Source organism: Rhodococcus sp. S3 (assembly GCF_058211795.1).
The window spans coordinates 1,190,135-1,208,528 of sequence record NZ_CM177074.1; the positions used below are offsets into that span (position 1 = coordinate 1,190,135).

Consider the following 18,394-nt stretch of genomic DNA (forward strand, 5'->3'; position numbering starts at 1 on the left):
GAAGTTGCACGAAGCGGCCCATGAGGTTTCAACCGAGAATCACCAGCCACACCGCTACCGCGTGACACAGGGCCGCGATCACCGTCGCGGCGTGGAAGAACTCGTGGTGCCCGAAGGTCGCGGGCCACGGATCGGGCCAGCGGGTGGCGTAGAGGATCGCACCTCCGCTGTAGAAGAGCCCTCCGACCAACAGGAGCAGCATGGGGGCGAGACCGACCTCGGCGACCAGCTGTCCGGCGACGGGCACGATCGCCCATCCGAGCAACAGATACAGCGGCACACCGACCCAGCGCGGCGCGGTCGGCCACAGCATCTTCAGAGCCACGCCCGCCAGTGCGCCCGCCCACACGACGATCAGCAGCGGCCGCCCGGACTCCGGGGGCAGGGCGAGCGTCGCGAACGGGGTGTAGCTGCCGGCGATGAACACGAAGATCATCGAGTGGTCGGCGCGCTTCATCCACACGCGGGCCCGGGGACCCCAGTTCAGGCGGTGGTAGAGGGCGCTGACTCCGAACACTCCGCACACGGTGAGGCTGTAGACCGTCGCTGGGAGTACGGCGTCCGGACGGTCGGCGAGGAAGGCCGCTGCCGCGACGAGTGCGGCACCGGCGACGACGGCCACGCCGAACGCCCAGGCGTGGATCCATCCGCGCATCCGCGGCTTGACGGGCAGTTCCTCGAGGCCGAAGGCCGTCATGCGTGCGCTCCTTCCGGTACCGGACAGTAACCTACGCACCCGTAGGTTTGTTCCGTCGCCACGTTACAGCGTGGAACCGCGCTCCGGGAGGCTCTGTGACCACCGACGCGACCCTCCCTGTGCCTGGGCGTAATGTGACTCGCGTGGTGATGACGGGGTGAGCGTCCGCGGATTGCTGTACCGGCTCTACGAACGCCGGCTGCTGAAGGAACTCGAAGGAGCACGGAATCCGCGACACGTCGCGGTGATGTGCGACGGCAATCGGCGCTGGGCGCGCGAGAACGGCTTCACCGACGTCAGTCACGGTCACCGCGAGGGCGCCAAGAAGATCGCCGAACTGCTGGGCTGGTGCGACGCGGCCGGCATCGAGACGGCGACGATCTACCTGCTGTCCACCGAGAACCTCCGGCGCGACCCGGAGGAGCTCGATGCTCTGCTCGAGATCATCTCCGACGTGGTGGAGGAGATCTCCGCGCCCGGCCAGAACTGGAGCGTGAAGATCGTCGGCACCACCGACCTTCTCCCGGCCGACCACGCCAAGCGACTGCACGAGGCCGCGGCCGGCACCGCGGGCCGGACGGGCACGCACGTCAACGTCGCCGTCGGGTACGGCGGTCGCCAGGAGATCGTCGATGCGGTGCAGTCGCTCCTGCGGGTGCGCTACGCGCAGGGGCTGCGCGGCGAGGAACTCGTCGAGTCCGTGACCGTCGACGGCGTCGACAGTCACCTCTACACGTCCGGCCAGCCCGATCCGGATCTCGTGATCCGTACGTCCGGCGAGCAGCGACTGTCCGGATTCCTGCTCTGGCAGTCCGCCTACTCGGAGATCTGGTTCACCGAGGCATACTGGCCCGAGTTCCGCCGGGTCGACTTCCTGCGCGCGCTGCGCGACTACGCCGCACGGCACCGCCGCTTCGGCGCCTGACAGCACCGCCGGTTCGGCGCCTGAGGCAGGGCCGAGCGGCAGGCCGCGTCAGAGCTTGCGCAACCGGAGCCGGTTGATGGCGTGATCCGAGTCCTTGCGCAGGACCAGGGTCGCGCGCGGTCGCGTGGGCAGGATGTTCTCCACCAGGTTCGGCAGGTTGATCGAGTGCCAGATCTCCTTCGCGGCACTCATCGCGTCCCGGTCCGACAGGTTCGCGTAGTGGTGGAAGTGCGCCTCGGGATCGGCGAAGGAGGTCTTGCGCAGCGCGAGAAAGCGCTCCACGTACCACTTCTCGATGTCCTCGATGCGCGCGTCGACGTAGATCGAGAAGTCGAACAGGTCGGAGACCATCAGTCGCGGACCGGTCTGCAGCACGTTCAGGCCCTCGATGATGAGGATGTCCGGCTGCCGCACGATGTGGTACTGGCCCGGGATGATGTCGTACGAGATGTGGGAGTAGATCGGCGCCGCAACCTCTTTCGCTCCCGACTTGACCTCGGTGACGAACCGCAGCAGCTTGCGTCGATCGTAGCTCTCGGGAAAACCCTTGCGGTGCATGATGTTGCGCCGCACCAGTTCCTTGGTGGAGTAGAGGAACCCGTCGGTGGTCACGAGATCCACCCGCGGGTGGTGATCCCAGCGTGCCAGCAACGCCTGCAGCACACGTGCCGTGGTGGACTTGCCGACCGCCACCGAACCGGCCACACCGATCACGAACGGCACCTGCTGGTCGGGATGCTTCTCCCCGAGGAAGGTCGCGGTCGCGGCGAACAACCGCTGCTTCGCTGCGACCTGCAGGTGGATCAACCGGGCGAGGGGGAGGTACACCTCCGCGACCTCCGCGAGGTCGATCTGCTCGCCCAGGCCCCGAAGCCCGATGAGTTCGTCCTCGGTGAGGACGAGGGGAGTCGACTTCCGCAGCGTCCGCCACTGCTTGCGGTCGAACTCGACATACGGGCTCGGTTCGTTCAGACGAGCCATCGGCACGGCTTCCCGGTGGCGCGGCGGATGCGGCGTTGCATGTCCATGTAACGGATTGTGCTCGCTGACACAGGCGGATGCCTCCCCGGGGTCCCCACTCCGGCGGGTTCTCCTGTGTCGGCTCGCCGACGAGCGACTAGGCTCGGCCGGTATGGGAGCCGACGACTTCGTGAACGAATATCTGCTGCTGGGCCTGGCTTTCGACCGGCTCGAGGAAGGGTTCGTCGACGCCTACACGGGCGATCCCGCGCTGCGGCGGAAGGTCGAGAACGCCCCGACTCCCGATCCCCGTGATCTATCACACACCGCGCGACGGCTGCGGGACGAACTGCCCGGTGCGGGACTGTCCGACGAGCGCACCCGTTTCCTCGACGTGCATCTGCGCGCCCTCGACTGCTCGGCCCGCAAGTTCGCGGGGGAGGAGATCGGTTTCGTCGACGAGGTCGAGGCGTACTTCGACGTCCGCATCGAGCCCGGCGACGAGGACGCCTACCGCGACGCGCACCGTCGCCTCGACGCTTTGCTGCCCGGCACCGGATCGCTCACCGAACGGATGCAGGCCCACCGCAAGTCCGAGGTGATCCCCGCCGATCGTCTCGCCGAATGCGTCGAGGCGTTCTCGAGCGCTCTGCGGGAGAAGGTGCGGGCGGTCCACCCGCTGCCCGACACCGAGCGTGTCGAGTACGAGGTCGTCGGCGACAAGCCGTGGTCGGGCTTCAACTACTACCTCGGCGACTACCGGTCGCGGGTCGCGATCAACTCCGATCTCGAACAGACGATGGCGCACCTGCCCCGGCTGATCGCGCACGAGGCGTATCCCGGTCACCACACCGAGCACTGCCGCAAGGAGGCCGGTCTCGTCGCCGACGGTCAGGCCGAGCAGACGCTGTTCCTCGTCAACACCCCGCAGTGCCTCATGGCCGAAGGGCTCGCCGATCTCGCACTCGACGCGATCGTCGGCCCGGGCTGGGGGACGTGGGCGCAGGAGATCTACGCCGATCTCGGGCTCCGGTTCGACGGCGAACTCGCCGAACAACTGTCCGAGGCGTCCGAGCAGTTGCTGTCGGTGCGGCAGGACGCCGCGCTGCTGCTCCACGACCGCGGGCGCAGCCACGACGAGGTCGTCGAATTCCTGCAGCGCTGGTCGCTGTCGAGCCCCGAACGTGCCCGGCAGTCGCTGCGCTTTCTGTCGTCGCCGTTGTGGCGTGCCTACATCAGCACCTACGTCGAGGGCTACCGGCTCCTCGGCGGCTGGCTCGAGCAGGTTCCGGCCGGAGCCGAGCGCGCCGACCGTTTCCGGCGCCTGCTCGACGAACCCCTGGTGCCCAGCAGCCTGCGGTGAACCGCAGGTTGCTCGGGGACCGGCTTCCGCAGCGGTGGACGGCCTTCGTAGACTGGAGGTCGTATCCCTGACGCCCTCTGCTTGGAGAAACCTCGATGACCGCTGCGCCCGGCGCCGACGTGAACACTGCCGCACTGAACGACCTCGATCCCGAGGTCGCCGAGGCCATGGCCGGCGAGCTGTCGCGTCAGCGCGACACGCTCGAGATGATCGCGTCGGAGAACTTCGTGCCGCGCGCCGTCCTCCAGGCCCAGGGCAGCGTCCTGACCAACAAGTACGCCGAGGGTTACCCCGGCCGTCGCTACTACGGCGGCTGCGAGAACGTCGACGTCGTCGAGGACCTCGCCCGTAACCGCGCCAAGGAGCTCTTCGGCGCCGATTTCGCGAACGTCCAGCCGCACTCGGGTGCGCAGGCGAACGCGGCGGTGCTCATGGCGCTGATGACGCCCGGCGAGAAGCTGCTCGGTCTCGACCTCGCGCACGGCGGCCACCTCACGCACGGCATGAAGCTCAACTTCTCCGGCAAGCTGTACGACGTCGCGTCCTACGGGGTCAGCAAGGACGACCACCGCATCGACATGGACGAGGTCCGCGACATCGCCCTGCGCGAGAAGCCGAAGGTCATCGTCGCCGGCTGGTCCGCCTACCCGCGTCACGAGGACTTCGCCGCCTTCCGCTCCATCGCCGACGAGGTCGGTGCCTACCTGTGGGTCGACATGGCGCACTTCGCCGGTCTGGTCGCCGCGGGTCTGCACCCGTCGCCGGTGCCGTACGCCGACGTCGTCTCCACCACCGTGCACAAGACGCTCGGTGGCCCGCGTTCCGGCCTGATCCTCGCCAAGCAGGAATGGGCGAAGAAGATCAACTCGGCCGTCTTCCCCGGTCAGCAGGGCGGCCCGCTCATGCACGCGATCGCCGCGAAGGCCGTTGCACTGAAGATCGCCGCGAGCGACGAGTTCAAGGACCGTCAGCAGCGCACCCTCTCCGGTGCCCGGATCATCGCCGATCGCCTGTCGCAGTCCGACGTCGCCGACAAGGGCATCTCGGTGCTCACCGGCGGCACCGACGTGCACCTGGTCCTGGTCGACCTGCGCAACTCGCAGCTCGACGGCCAGCAGGGTGAGGACGCCCTCCACGAGGTCGGCATCACCGTCAACCGCAACGCCGTGCCGTTCGACCCGCGTCCCCCGATGGTCACCTCGGGCCTGCGTATCGGCACCCCGGCGCTCGCGACCCGCGGTTTCGGCGACGAGCAGTTCGCCGAGGTCGCCGAGATCATCGCGCAGACGCTCATCGGTGGCGCCGACGCCGAGTCGCTGCGCACCCGCGTGAGCGCCCTGGCGCAGTCCGTGCCGCTGTACGAGGGTCTCGAGGACTGGCGTCTGATCTGACGGCTTCCTACTGTCGCCGACCGGCCCGCACCGAACTCCGGTGCGGGCCGGTCGCGTATCCGGGGGACGAGACATCCCAGCGCAGGGTTGGTTAGGGTAGCCTACGCACGCCGACACTGTCGGTGCCCGCACGCGTACCCCCGAACAGCAGAAGGAAGTCGCATGGCCATCCCGAGCATCGATCCGTACGAGTTGCCCACCGGCGACGAGATTCCCGATGCTCGGGTGGACTGGACGCTCGACGCGTCCCGCTGCGCCCTGCTGATCCACGACATGCAGAAGTACTTCATCGACGCCTACCAGCGCGACGCCGAACCGCTCGCGACCGTGGTGCCCAACATCGTCCGCCTCCGCGAGGCGTGCCTGGCCGCCGGTATCCCCGTCGTCTACACGATGCAGCCCGGCGACCAGCATCCGTCGCGTCGCGGCATCCTCGCCGACTTCTGGGGCGTGGGGCTGAGCACGGGCCGCGACACCGAGGTCATCGACGAACTCACCCCCGGCCCGGACGACATCCAGGTCACCAAGTGGCGCTACTCGGCGTTCCAGCGCACCGACTTCCGTCAGCTGCTCGCGCACAACGGCCGCGACCAGCTCATCGTCACCGGCGTCTACGCGCACATGGGCTGCATGCTCAGCGCCGCCGACGCCTTCATGAGCGACGTCGCGCCGTTCATGGCCCTCGACGCCACCGCCGATTTCTCCCGCGACGAGCACCTCATGGCGCTGCAGTACGTCGCCAAGCGGGTCGGCCGGGTCGAGACCACGGATGCGCTGATCGAGTCGATCACCGCGTCGGCGCGTCGCCGCGATCGCGAGACCGAAGAACTCACCGCGTCGCTGCGCTGACCGACACGGTCCGAGAAAGCAGGAACGTCAGCACATGCAGCGAATTCTTCTGTCCGGCAAGATCCATCGCGCGACCGTCACCCACGCCGATCTGCACTACGTCGGATCGGTGACGATCGACCGCGATCTCCTCGACGCCGCCGACATCCGCGAGGGCGAACTCGTGCACATCGTCGACATCGACAACGGGGCACGGCTCGAGACCTATGCGATCGAGGGGGAACGCGGGTCGGGTGTCATCGGCATCAACGGTGCTGCGGCACGGCTCGTTTCGCCCGGCGACCTCGTGATCATCCTGTCCTACCGTCACGTCGACGACGAGCAGGCCCGCGACTTCCGGCCGCGCATCGTGCACGTCGACGGGGTGAACACGATCGTCGAACTCGGCGCCGATCCGGCACGACCCGTCCCCGGCGCGACCGGCCAACTCTCACCGCGCTGACCCGGGAAACGATTTCGGTGTTCTCGACCTCGCCAGGCGCTGTCGAGAACACCGAAACAGAGCACACAGGAATCGTCTAGGTGGTGCCGCGACGGCGCGCCTCGAGGGTCTCGACGGCCTGCTCGCGCAGCAGCCGCAGGCGGGCCAGTGGGCGATCGGACTCGGGGCTGCGCCAGTAACCCGACGCGTCGAGCATCGGCTTGGCGATGCCGAGCCGCTTCGACACGGCGCGCAGTTCCTTCACGATCGACGCCTCGCCGGCGATCCACATCCAGCCCTCGCCGCCGCGCGGCGCACCCGACTCGACGGCCTCGGCGAGCACGGTGGCGTCGGAGACGCCGGGACGGCGGTGCACCCACGTCACGCCCGCGAGATCGGACTGTTCCTCCTGCGAACCGTCGACCAGCGCGAAGACGTGCATCGGCACCGTGCCGCCGAAGGTCTCGACGAAGCGCCCCAGCGCGGGCAGTGCGGTCTCGTCGCCGGCGAGCAGCCACCAGTCGGCGCCCTGCGGAGGGATGATCGCGACCTTGGGTCCCGCGAGATGGAGCACGCTGCCGGGTTCGGCGGTGCGGGCCCAGTTACCGGCGGGGCCGTGGCCGTGCAGGACGAAATCCAGATCGAGCTCCCCGGCCACGGGATCGAACCGCCGCACGGTGTAGGCGCGGGCCACGGGTGCGGGCTTGCGGGGCCAGTGCAGGTGCCCGTCGTGCTGCTCGGGCAGGGCAGGGGTGTCGCTGCCGGGTTCGGGCAGGAAGATCTTGACGTAGTCGTCGGCACCCTCGGTGGTGAACGCCGGGGCGTCGTAGTCGCCGCTGCGGAAGGCACCGAGCTGCTCGCCGCCCAGGGTGATCCGACGCATCCGCGGTGTCACGTCCACCGCGCGGAGCACGGTCAGGCGCCGCAGGACGATGGGCAGGGAGACGCGGGTCGGGGGCGTCGTCACCGGCATGGTGAGCTCCTTCCGGACGGGACCGGCCGGACAATTCGGGCGGGCGCGTCGCTGCTGGTATGGTTAGGCGGCCCTAACTATATCCGGACGGAGGGGCGGATCCGAGGGGGCGGGTCCAGGAATGTCGAGGAGTACCCGTGGAATCGATCGTGCCTCTGCCGTTGACCGCTGCCCAGGCGGGAATGTGGTTCGCGCAGACGATCGACCCGTCGAACCCGACACTCGTCACCGGGCACTTCCTCGAGATCGACGGCGCCATCGATCCGGCCGTCCTCGCCAGCGCCGTCCACACGGTCTTCGCCGAGTCCGCCGGACTACGCGCCCGGATCGCCGTCGTCGACGAGGTGCCCGTCCAGTTCCCCGGTGCCCATCCGGCGCCGGAGATCGAGGTCACCGACCTCACCGCCGACGCCGACCCGCGGCGGACGGCCGTCGACACGATGTGCGCGATCCTGCGCGTGCCGATGGATCCGACGGCCGAAGCCGGCATCGGCGCCCGGGTGTTCGTCCTCGGACCGGACCGCGTCCTGCTGTTCCTGCGCGCCCACCACGCGTTGCTCGACGTCTACGGCTACAGCCTGATCGAACGCCGCATCGTCGCCGTGTACACCGCACTCGTGCGCGGCGAGGACATCCCGCCCGCGACCTTCGCTTCCGTCGAGCAGATCGTCGCCGAGGACGAGGAGTACCGCAGCAGCGAGCGCATCGTCGCCGACCGCGACTTCTGGACCGGGACGCTGCGCGGTGCGCCCGACGCACTCGGCCTCGCAGAGACCGCGGTGCCGGCTGCATCGTCGCTCGCCCGCGCGGTGGTCACCGAATCGGTGCAGGTCCCCGGGGACGTCGCCGAGGCACTCGACGCAGCAGCACGCCGCGCCGGGGTGGGCTGGCCCGACCTCGTCACCGCCGCGACCGCCGCCTATCTCGGCCGGGTCACCGGGGTCCGCGACGTGGTGCTCGGCTTCCCGGCCATGAACCGGATGGGCAGCGTCGCCGCGAAGGTGCTCACCACCGCCGTCAACGTCGTGCCCCTCCGCATCGAGGTCGCCCCGGAGGCGAGTCTCGCGGCGCTCGCCGCCGATGTGCGTGCCACCGTCGCCGCACAGGGACGCCACACCCGCTACCGGGGCGAGGACATCCACCGCGACCTGCGTCTGCCCGCGACCAGCCCCGGTCCGGTGGGCCCCACCGTCAACATCAAGCCGTTCGGCGACACCGTGCGATTCGGCGACGCGACCGCCACCGTGCACTCGCTCGCGCGCGGTCCCGTCCACGACCTCGCGGTGGTCGCCCGTCGCGTCGACAGCACCCGCGCACTCGAACTGACCCTCGACGCCGACGCCGACCGGTACACCGTCGAGGAAGTCGCCGGTCACGCCGCGGCCCTCGCGCGACTGCTCGCCTTCGCCGCCCGGGAGGACGCTGACGAGCGTCCCCTCGCTCACGCGGACCTGCTGGACCCGGATTTCCGTGCCGGCCTCGAATCCCGTTGGCACGGAACCGTCGCCGAATCCGTCGCGCCCGACGCGATGGATCTGTTCGACGCGCAGGTGGCCGCCACCGGTGCCGCGCCCGCGCTCGTCGCCGGCGCCGACCGTCTCACCTACGCCGAACTCGACGCGCGCATCGATGCCGTCGCAGACGAACTCGCACGGGCCGGCGCGGGACGCGAGGTGACGGTCGCGCTCGCGCTGCCGCGCACCGCCGACATGGTGGTCGCGCTCCTCGCCGTGCTGCGGACGGGCGCGGCGTACCTGCCGCTCGACCCCGCCTTTCCCGCCGAGCGACTCGAGTACATGCTCGACGACGCGCGACCGGCGATCCTGCTCACCACCGACGACTTCGCCGACCGTCTCGGCGCATCGATCCCGGACGCCACGGCGGTCTTCCGTGACGGCGTCCTGCACTGGCGCGGCGACGTCCCCGCCGGCACCACGCCTTCCGGGCGAGTCGTGCCCGACCAGTCGGCATATGTCATCTACACCTCGGGGTCGACCGGCCGGCCGAAGGGTGTCGTGCTCTCGCGCGGCGCACTCGCCCGCTTCGTCGACGCCGCGACCGATCTCACCGGAATCGGCACGCACACCCGGCTTCTCGCCCTGACCACCCTGTCGTTCGACATCTCGGTGCTCGAACTGATCGTGCCGCTGTGCCGCGGCGGGGCCGTCGTGCTCGCGGGCGACGACGAGGCGCGCGATCCGGCGGCCCTCGCCACGCTCGCCGCCACCGAGTCGGTGAACTGCATCCAGGCCACCCCGTCGCTGTGGGGCGCGATCGTCGAGCACGACGGTCTGGATCTCGCCGGTGCGGACGTGCTCGTGGGCGGCGAGGCCCTACCCGCCGTCCTGGCCGGAACCCTCGCCGCGCGAGCGCGTTCGGTTGTCAACATGTACGGTCCCACCGAGGCGACGGTGTGGTGCACCTCCGCTCCGGTCGCGCCGGACCTGCCGTGGACCGGGTCGGTGGGCCGCCCCTATCCGGGAACCGGTGTGCGCGTGCTCGACCGGCAGTTGCAGCCCGTGCCGGTCGGCGCGGCCGGTGAGCTGTACGTCGTGGGGCAGCAGCTCGCACGCGGTTACGGCGGCCGCCCCGGCCTCACCGCGACCCGCTTCGTCGCCGACCCCTTCGGCGACGGCCGGATGTACCGCACGGGCGATCTCGTGCGCTGGACCGCCGACGGCACCCTGCAGTATCTCGGACGCGGTGACGACCAGGTCAAGGTTCGCGGCCACCGCATCGAACTCGGCGAGATCGAAACCGCAGCAGCGCACTTCCCCGGCGTGACGCAGGCCGTCGTGGTCGCCCGGCCCGACGCCACCGGAGCGGCCCGCCTCGTGGGCTACGTGACCGGCACCGACGTCGACACCGCAGCGCTGCACGACTTCCTCCGCACGCGTCTGCCCGAGTACATGGTGCCGTCGGTGACGGTCGTGCTCGACGAGTTCCCGCTCACCGCGAACCTCAAGGTCGACCGCAAGGCCCTGCCCACCCCGGAGATCGGCGCCCCCGACACCGGACGCGATCCCGAGACCGCCACCGAACACACCCTCGCGGATGTCTTCGCCGACCTGCTCGGGCTCCCGGCCGTCGGTGTCGACGCCGACTTCTTCACCCTCGGCGGAACGTCGCTGTCCGCCACCCGACTCGTCGCGCGGATCCGTTCGGCGCTGGACGTCGAGGTGTCGCTGCGCGACGTCTTCAACGCTCCCACCGTGGCCGAATTGGCCGTGGTGGTCGACGGTGCGAGCCCGGCACGGCCCCGCTTCGTCGCAGGGCCGCGACCGGAACGGATCCCGTTGTCGTCGGCCCAGCAACGCCTGTGGTTCCTCGACCGCGCCCAGGGACCGTCGCCGACCTACAACATCCCGTTCGCCCTCGAACTGCACGGCCGGCTCGACGCCGACCTGCTCGACCGTGCGCTGGTGCACGTCGTTGCCCGGCACGAGGTGCTGCGCACCGTCGTCGGCGTCGTCGACGGTGAGCCCGTGCAGGTCGTCACCGACACGCCGTCGACGATCCTGCAGGTCGCGGAGGCGCGCGACGGGAATGCCGCGGCACTTCTCGACGCGGCTGCGCGGGCATCCTTCGACCTCGGACAGGACCGTCCGTTCCGTGCGCATCTCGTGCGACGCGCACCGGATGACGCGGTGCTGCTGCTCGTCGTGCACCACATCGCCGGCGACGAGTGGTCGGCCGAGACGGTCTTCGCCGACCTCGCCGCCGCCTACGCGGATCTCTCGGCGGGTCGTGTGCCCGACGACGCGCCGCGTCCCCAGTACGCGGACTTCGCGGTGTGGCAGCGCGGTCTCGCCGACGACCCCGTCGCGGCCGCGCTCCGCAACCGCGATCTCGCGTTCTGGCGTTCCACCCTCGCCGGGGCACCCGAGGAACTCGCCCTGTCGCACGACCGTCCGCGACCCGCGGTGCCGAGTCACCGCGGTGGCGAGGTGCACGTGCAGGTGGGTTCGGAACTGTCTGCGGCCCTTCGGGATACGTGTGCCCGTTCCGGGACGAGCATGTTCATGCTCACCCACGCCGCGGTGGCCGCCCTGTTCACCGCGCTCGGTGCGGGCGACGACATCGTGCTCGGCGCGCCCGTCGCGGGTCGCGCCGACAGTGGGCTCGAGGACATCGTCGGCTTCTTCGTCGACACCGTCGCCCTGCGCACCGATCTGTCCGGCGATCCCGACACCGCCGAGATCCTGACACGCGTACGGCGCGCCGACCTCGCCGCGCTCGCCCACCAGGAGGTGCCGTTCGACGAGGTGGTCGACGCCGTCGGTGTCACCCCGTCGCTCGCGCGGCACCCGCTCTTCCAGACGATGGTGCAGTACCGCACCGAACCGGTCGTCCCGCAGATCGGCGACACCGTCGCGACCGTGTCGTATCTGTCCACCGGCGCGTCGAAGTTCGATCTCACCGTCGACTTCGTCGACGCCACCGACGGTTTGTCGATCCGCTTCGAGTACGCCGAGGACCTCTACGACCGTACGAGCGTACGGACCCTGGGGCAGCGTCTGCTGTCGGTGCTCGCGGCCTTCGCCGAACCCGAACCGCGGCACCTCTCGACGATCGACGTGCGCACCGAGGAGGAGCGCGCCGCCGGCACCGCCGAGGCGGTGCCCGCCACCACGCAGCTGCTGCCGGATCTGCTCGCGGCGGCCTTCGCCACCCACCCGGATCGCCCGGCGCTCGTGTTCGGCACCGAGACCCTGAGCTATCGGGAATTCGGGGCGCGCGTGCATCGTTCGGCTCGTGCGCTCGCCGAGCGGGGCATCGGACCCGGCAGTGTCGTCGCGGTCGCGGCGGCACGCTCCGACGCCGCCGTGGTGGCCCTGGCCGCCGTCGTCGTCGCCGGTGCCGCCTACCTGCCCGTCGACCTGTCGTACCCGCCGGCACGCATCGAGTTCATGCTCACCGACGCCGCACCCGATCTCGTGCTCGTCGATACGGACGGCGCCGTGCCCGGAGGGGCACCGGAGCTGACCCTCGCCGCACTGGCAGAGGCGGCACAGGGCCACCCCGACGCGCCGGTGACCGACCTCGACCGCACCCGGCCGCTGCATCCGGAGGACGGATCGTACGTCGTCTACACCTCCGGTTCGACGGGTGTGCCCAAGGGGGTCGTCGGAACCGCTGCGGCGCTGGCGAACCGGCTGGCGTGGCAGGCGGCACGCGTCCGCCCGGCCGGCGACGACGTGCGCCTGGCCAAGAGCTCGCTGAGCTTCATCGACGGTTCCACCGAACTGTTCGCCGGTCTGCTCTCCGGTGCGACGATGGTCCTCGCCGACGACGCGGCCTCCCGTGACGCCGAGACCCTCGCCGATCTCGTCGCCCGGCACCGCGTCCGGATGCTCACCGCGGTGCCCAGCCTCGCCGAGACCCTCGCCGCCCTGCGCCCCGAGGCCGCGGAACTCGTCGACACGTGGTTCCTCAGCGGAGAACCCCTCGGCGCGAGCGTGATCGCGGCACTGCCGGGCGCACGGGTGATCAACTCGTACGGTTCGTCGGAGGTCGCCGGCGACGTCACGACCTGGACGGCGCCGGGCTCCGACGTCGACCGCGTCCGCATCGGTGCCCCCGTCGACGGCGTGACCGCACGCATCCTCGACCGGCACCTGCGTCCCGTCCCGGACGGGGTGACCGGCGAACTCTACGTCGGGGGAGTGCAGTCCGCCCGCGGCTATCTCGGCCGCCCGGACCTGACCGCGGCGCGGTTCGTCGCCGACCCCACCGGGAGCGGCGCTCGGCTGTTCCGTACCGGAGACCTGGTGCGGCGCAGTTCCTCCGGAGAACTCGACTTCGTTTCGCGCGCCGACCACCAGCTGAGCCTGCGCGGCTTCCGCATCGAACCCGGCGAGGTCGAGGTCGCATTGCGGCGCCACCCGGCGGTGACCGCGGCCCTCGTCACCGTGCGCCCGTCGGCGTCCGGAACCGATCTGCTCGTCGGCTACGTCGTCGCCGATCCGGCCGCACCGCGCCCGACGGTCACCGACCTGCAGGACCACCTGCGGACGGTGGTGCCGGACTACATGATTCCCGCCGTCTTCGCCGTCCTCGACGCCATGCCGACCCTGCCCAACGGCAAGGTCGACCGCGCGGCTCTGCCCGATCCCGCGCAGAGCCACAGCACGCGCGAGGCCACCGACGACGAACGCGCCGTGTGCGAGGTGCTCGCCGAACTCCTCGGTGTCCCCCAGGTGGGCCCCGACGACGACTTCTTCGCCCTCGGAGGCAATTCGCTCCTCGCGACACGTCTGTCCGCTGTGCTGCGCGTGCGCACCGGCCGGAACCCGTCGATCCGCGACATCTTCGATCTGCGCACCCCCGCGCGACTCGCGGCGACGGTCCCGGCCACCGCCGCCGGACCCGAACTCGTGCGCCGCGACCACGCCGATCTCGTCCCGATGTCGGCGGCGCAGCGCCGGCTGTGGTTCCTCTTCCGCCTCGAGGGCGCGTCGGCGACCTACAACATCCCGTACACGATGCGGTTGCGCGGCACACTCGACATCGACGCCCTGCGCGGCGCCCTGCAGCACCTGATCGCCGGGCACGACACGCTGCGCACGGTGTTCACCGAACCGGACGAGGATGACGTCGAGCAGATCGGCTACCAGCGGGTGCTGCCCGTCGAGGACTGCACCGTCGACCTGCGGATCGTCGACACCGCCCCGGCGGATCTCGACGCGCTGCTCGCCGAGGAGGCGGGCCGCCCGTTCGATCTCGCCCACGACCTGCCGATCCGCGCGACGCTCGTGCGCACCGCTCCCGACGACGCGCACCTGATGGTGCTCGTGCACCACATCGCCGCCGACGAGTGGTCCGCCACGCCGCTGGTCGCCGACCTGTCGGCCTGGTACGCGCACCTGACCACCGGGGCGCCCGCACCTGCGTCGCTGCCGGTGCAGTACCGGGATTTCACTCTCTGGCAGGACGAACGTCTCGGTACCGGGGAAGAGTCTCTGCGTGAGGTCCAGACCGAGTACTGGGCACGCGTCCTCGACGGCGCACCCGAAGAACTCGCCGTGCCGCACGACCGGCCGCGCGGTGCCGTCAGCAGCTACCGCGGCGGCGCGGTCCCGTTCACCGTCGACCCGCAGACCCGCTCGGCACTCGCCGATGTCGCCGCCGAATCCGGCGCGACGATGTTCATGCTCACCCACGCCGTCGTCGCGGCACTGCTGCGCGCGCACGGCGCCGGGGACGACATCGTCGTCGGCACTCCCGTCGCGGGGCGCCCCGACGCCGCCCTCGATCGGATCGTCGGCTTCTTCGTCAACACGCTCGTGCTGCGCACCGATCTGTCCGGCGATCCCACGGTCCGCGACCTGCTCGCGCGGGTCCGGGAAGTCGATCTCGACGCCTACGCGCACCAGGACCTGCCGTTCGAGGTGCTCGTCGAACGACTCGCCCCGGCCCGGTCGCTCGCGCGCCAGCCGCTGTTCCAGATCATGGTGCAGTACCGCGACCGGCTCGACGAGATCCGCATGCCCGGTCTCGACGCCGAACCGGTCTTCGTCGAGACCGGCACGTCGAAGTTCGACCTGACCTTCGACCTCGCCGAGACCGACGACGGTGGGATCCGCGGTCGCATCGAGTACGCGACCGATCTGTTCGACCGCGACACCGTCGACGGATTCGCGCAGCGGCTCACGGCCCTGCTGGCGGAGATCGCGGCGAATCCGGACGCCTCGCTGTCGGAGCTGAGCGTGCTCACCGCCGGCGACCGGAAGGTGTTGGCGGCAGCGGAGATCGGCACGGTCCGCGACAACGGTCCCGATCGCACGATCCCCGAACTGTTCTCACAGCAGGTCGCTGCGACACCGAATGCCCTCGCACTCGTCGACGACGCCACCGGACGGCGGTGGAGCTACGCCGAACTCGACCGTGCCGTCGCCGCCCTGGCCGGACACCTGCGTTCCGTGCCCGGAGTAGGAACGGATGCCGTCGTGGCCGTGGCGATTCCGCGCAGCACCGCGCTCGTGGTCGCCCTGCTCGCGATCCACCGCGTCGGCGCGGCGTATCTGCCGCTCGACGAGAACTATCCCGCCGACCGACTCGCGTACATGCTCTCCGATGCGCAGCCCGTCGCGGCGGTGGTGGCAACCGACGTGGCGATGACCTTCGACTCCGGTGTGCCGGTGCTCGAGGCCGACGAATCCGGTTCCGTCGGTACCGATCCCGTAGAGACGGTCACCGCACCGGCCGCGATGCCTCTCGACCGCGCGGCGTACGTGCTCTACACCTCCGGATCCACCGGAACCCCGAAGGGCGTCGTCGTCGGCCATCGCGCCGTCGCGAACCGGCTGCGGTGGATGCAGGACGAATACGGTCTCACCGCCGAGGATCGGGTGCTGCAGAAGACCCCGTCCGGATTCGACGTGTCGGTGTGGGAGTTCTTCTGGCCGCTGATCACCGGCGCCACGCTCGTCGTCGCGACCGCCGACGGTCACCGCGACCCGCACTATCTGCGCGACGTGATCGCCCGGCAGTCGATCACCACGGCGCACTTCGTGCCGTCGATGCTCGCGGCGCTGCTCGACGTGCTCGCCGAGCAGGACGGGCCGCTGCGCCTGTCCCGGGTGATCTGCAGTGGTGAGGCGCTGACCGCCGATCACCGTGACCGCTTCCACACCCTCGTCGACGCCGAACTGCACAATCTCTACGGCCCGACCGAGGCGGCCGTCGACGTCACCGCGGCACCGATTCCGGCGCAGGACATCCCGTGGGTCCCGATCGGGCGACCGATCGACAACACCCGCACCCTCGTCCTCGACGAACGGCTCCGGCCGGTGGCGCCGGGCGTCGTCGGCGAGTTGTATCTCGGCGGTGTCCAGCTCGCCCGCGGCTACCACCGGCGGGCGAGCCTGACGGCGGGCCGGTTCGTCGCCGACCCCTTCGGTGACGTGGGGGAGCGGCTCTACCGCACCGGCGACCTCGTGCGATGGCGCGACCGGGGCGCGGGTCTCGAACTCGACTACATCGGTCGCGCCGACGGCCAGGTCAAGCTCCGCGGCCTGCGCATCGAACTCGGGGAGATCGAGGCGACGCTGGTCGCGCATCCGAACGTCGCGCAGAGCGCCGTCGTCGTGCGCGACGGCATGCTCACCGGCTACGTGGTGCCCCTGTCCGGGCACACCGTCGAACCTGCGGACCTGCTCGTGCACGCCGCGACCTCCCTGCCCGATCACATGGTCCCGGTCACCGTGACCGTGCTCGATGCACTGCCGCTCGGACCGAACGGCAAACTCGACCGCAGGGCACTCCCGGACCCCCAGCCGACCGTGACGGCGCGCCGCGACCCGGAGACCCCCGCCGAGGCCGCACTGTGCGAATTGTTCGCGGAGGCACTGCGTCTCGACGTCGTCGGACCGGACGACGACTTCTTCGCGCTCGGTGGCGACAGCATCGTCTCGATGCAGGTCGTCACGGCCGCGCGTCGCAAGGGCATCGAATTCGGTCCGCGCGAGATCTTCCGGTGGCGCACCCCGGCCGGTCTCGCCGCCGTCGCGCAGTTCGCCGAGACGGCCGAACGGCCGGCCGGTCCCGTGGACGATCGGGAGCCGGGCCCGGTGCCCGTACCGCCGGCCGTGCACGCGCTGCGCGAGACCGGCATCGAGCCGGCCGGTGCGGCGATCGTGTTCGCCGTCGACACCCCGGCGGACGAGGAGCAGGTCGCCGAGGCTGCGCGCACGGTGGTCGCCGCGCACGATGCGTTGCGCATGCGGCTGACCCGCGTGGCGTCGGTGCTGTGGTCGCTCGACACCCACCCCGCCGACGAGGTGCCGGTCCGGGTCGTCGAGACCACCGATCTCGCAGCCGCCGAGCAGCGGGCCCGCATCGAGGCCGCCACGACGCTCGACCCCGAATCCGGGCCGGTGCTCTCGGCCGTCCTGCTGACCACCGGACAGGCGGGTCGCCTCGTGGTGGCGGTCCACCCGATCGTCGCCGACGGTGTCTCCGTCGGCGTGCTCGCCGCCGACCTCGCTGCGGCGGTGACCGGGAGACCGGTCGCCGTTCCCGCAGCCACCGCGCGGGGACTCGCGACCCGCATCAACGAGCGCGCGCAGGATCCGGCGCTGCTCGGGGAACTGGCGCACTGGGCGCAGGTCCTCGCACCGGGGGCCGCGCTGAGCACGGCTGTGCTCCCCGTCGGCGATCCGGTCGAACCTGTCGAGGTCGCCCCCGTCGAGATCCCCGCCGGTCCGGCCGATGAGCTGGACCCCGCTGCCGCAGCGGTGACCGCGCTGGCCGTCGCTGTCGCACGCGTCCGCGAGGCCGCGCCGGCACAGCTGCTCGTCGAGATCGAACGCGACCCGCGCCGGGTCTCCGACGGCGAGCCGGACTGCACCCGGACCGTCGGGCCGTTCGCCGTCGGTGTGCCCGTACGGGTTCCCGTCGCCGACGATCCGGACGCCGTGTCGGCCGGTGTGACCGCCGCCGTGGACGCCGTGCCCGGGGACGGTTCCGGCTACGCGCTGCTGCGACACCTCAACGCCCAGGCCGCGCCGGCCTTCATGGCGCTGGCCCGACCCGACGTCCTCGTCCGGATCGAGACGGTGCCGACGGAACGGCGGACCCCGTCCGGTCACGCCCTCGAGTTGTCGGTGCGGATCGAGGACGAGGCGGACGGTCGCATATTCGTGGCGACGATGCGGTCGGACGGACGAATTCCCTCCGAGGAGATCCGAGCGCTGTCCGAGGCCTGGACGACGGCGATGAACGCGCCGGTGGGAGCAGGTTTCAGCACCCCCTCGGGCACCTAGTATGGTTAGCCTAACCATCAGCTAGTCGGTATGCGCCCGCGGTTCGTCG

9 protein-coding genes are annotated in these 18,394 nt (G+C 70.7%); 6 read left to right on the forward strand and 3 right to left on the reverse strand.

What is annotated here, in order from left to right:
- Positions 1–28: 28 nt before the first annotated feature.
- Positions 29–697, reverse strand: a complete 669-nt coding sequence (trhA, locus tag AC0LPE_RS05680; RefSeq protein ID WP_016691278.1) for a PAQR family membrane homeostasis protein TrhA — start codon at positions 695–697, stop codon at positions 29–31.
- A gap of 157 nt (positions 698–854) precedes the next feature.
- Here trhA and AC0LPE_RS05685 point away from each other — a divergent pair, with 157 nt between their 5' ends.
- Positions 855–1,622, forward strand: a complete 768-nt coding sequence (locus AC0LPE_RS05685; protein WP_145692749.1) for an isoprenyl transferase — start codon at positions 855–857, stop codon at positions 1,620–1,622.
- A gap of 48 nt (positions 1,623–1,670) precedes the next feature.
- On the opposite strand, the gene coaA is transcribed toward AC0LPE_RS05685, so the two are convergent.
- Positions 1,671–2,603, reverse strand: coding sequence for a type I pantothenate kinase (coaA, locus tag AC0LPE_RS05690; RefSeq protein WP_016691280.1), 933 nt, complete (start codon positions 2,601–2,603; stop codon positions 1,671–1,673).
- A 151-nt stretch (positions 2,604–2,754) separates the two neighbouring features.
- Here coaA and AC0LPE_RS05695 point away from each other — a divergent pair, with 151 nt between their 5' ends.
- The 4 genes from AC0LPE_RS05695 (at position 2,755) to panD (ending at position 6,627) form a co-directional block, all read left to right on the forward strand.
- The gene (locus AC0LPE_RS05695) at positions 2,755–3,945 is read left to right on the forward strand and encodes a DUF885 domain-containing protein (protein ID WP_490605767.1); all 1,191 of its coding nucleotides are present in this window, start codon (positions 2,755–2,757) and stop codon (positions 3,943–3,945) included.
- Between the two features lie 95 nt (positions 3,946–4,040).
- Entirely contained in the window at positions 4,041–5,336 is a 1,296-nt protein-coding gene (glyA, locus tag AC0LPE_RS05700; protein WP_490605768.1) for a serine hydroxymethyltransferase, read from the forward strand.
- A gap of 162 nt (positions 5,337–5,498) precedes the next feature.
- On the forward strand, positions 5,499–6,185 hold the full coding sequence (locus AC0LPE_RS05705) for an isochorismatase family protein (protein ID WP_071934515.1): 687 nt from the start codon (positions 5,499–5,501) through the stop codon (positions 6,183–6,185).
- Positions 6,186–6,219: 34 nt separating this feature from the next.
- Positions 6,220–6,627, forward strand: a complete 408-nt coding sequence (panD, locus tag AC0LPE_RS05710; RefSeq protein WP_160877113.1) for an aspartate 1-decarboxylase — start codon at positions 6,220–6,222, stop codon at positions 6,625–6,627.
- Positions 6,628–6,703: 76 nt separating this feature from the next.
- Here the strand turns inward: panD and AC0LPE_RS05715 are convergent, their stop codons facing one another.
- Entirely contained in the window at positions 6,704–7,579 is an 876-nt protein-coding gene (locus tag AC0LPE_RS05715; RefSeq protein WP_160877115.1) for a siderophore-interacting protein, read from the reverse strand.
- 137 nt (positions 7,580–7,716) lie between these two features.
- Here AC0LPE_RS05715 and AC0LPE_RS05720 point away from each other — a divergent pair, with 137 nt between their 5' ends.
- Positions 7,717–18,345, forward strand: coding sequence for an amino acid adenylation domain-containing protein (locus AC0LPE_RS05720; protein ID WP_490605769.1), 10,629 nt, complete (start codon positions 7,717–7,719; stop codon positions 18,343–18,345).
- Positions 18,346–18,394 lie beyond the last annotated feature (49 nt).

Coding starts and splice junctions, on each gene's coding strand:
- trhA (WP_016691278.1), bottom strand. CDS start 697: ATGACGGCCTTCGGCCTCGAGGAACTGCCCGTCAAGCCGCGGATGCGC.
- coaA (WP_016691280.1), bottom strand. CDS start 2,603: ATGGCTCGTCTGAACGAACCGAGCCCGTATGTCGAGTTCGACCGCAAG.
- AC0LPE_RS05695 (WP_490605767.1), top strand. CDS start 2,755: ATGGGAGCCGACGACTTCGTGAACGAATATCTGCTGCTGGGCCTGGCT.
- glyA (WP_490605768.1), top strand. CDS start 4,041: ATGACCGCTGCGCCCGGCGCCGACGTGAACACTGCCGCACTGAACGAC.
- AC0LPE_RS05705 (WP_071934515.1), top strand. CDS start 5,499: ATGGCCATCCCGAGCATCGATCCGTACGAGTTGCCCACCGGCGACGAG.
- panD (WP_160877113.1), top strand. CDS start 6,220: ATGCAGCGAATTCTTCTGTCCGGCAAGATCCATCGCGCGACCGTCACC.
- AC0LPE_RS05715 (WP_160877115.1), bottom strand. CDS start 7,579: ATGCCGGTGACGACGCCCCCGACCCGCGTCTCCCTGCCCATCGTCCTG.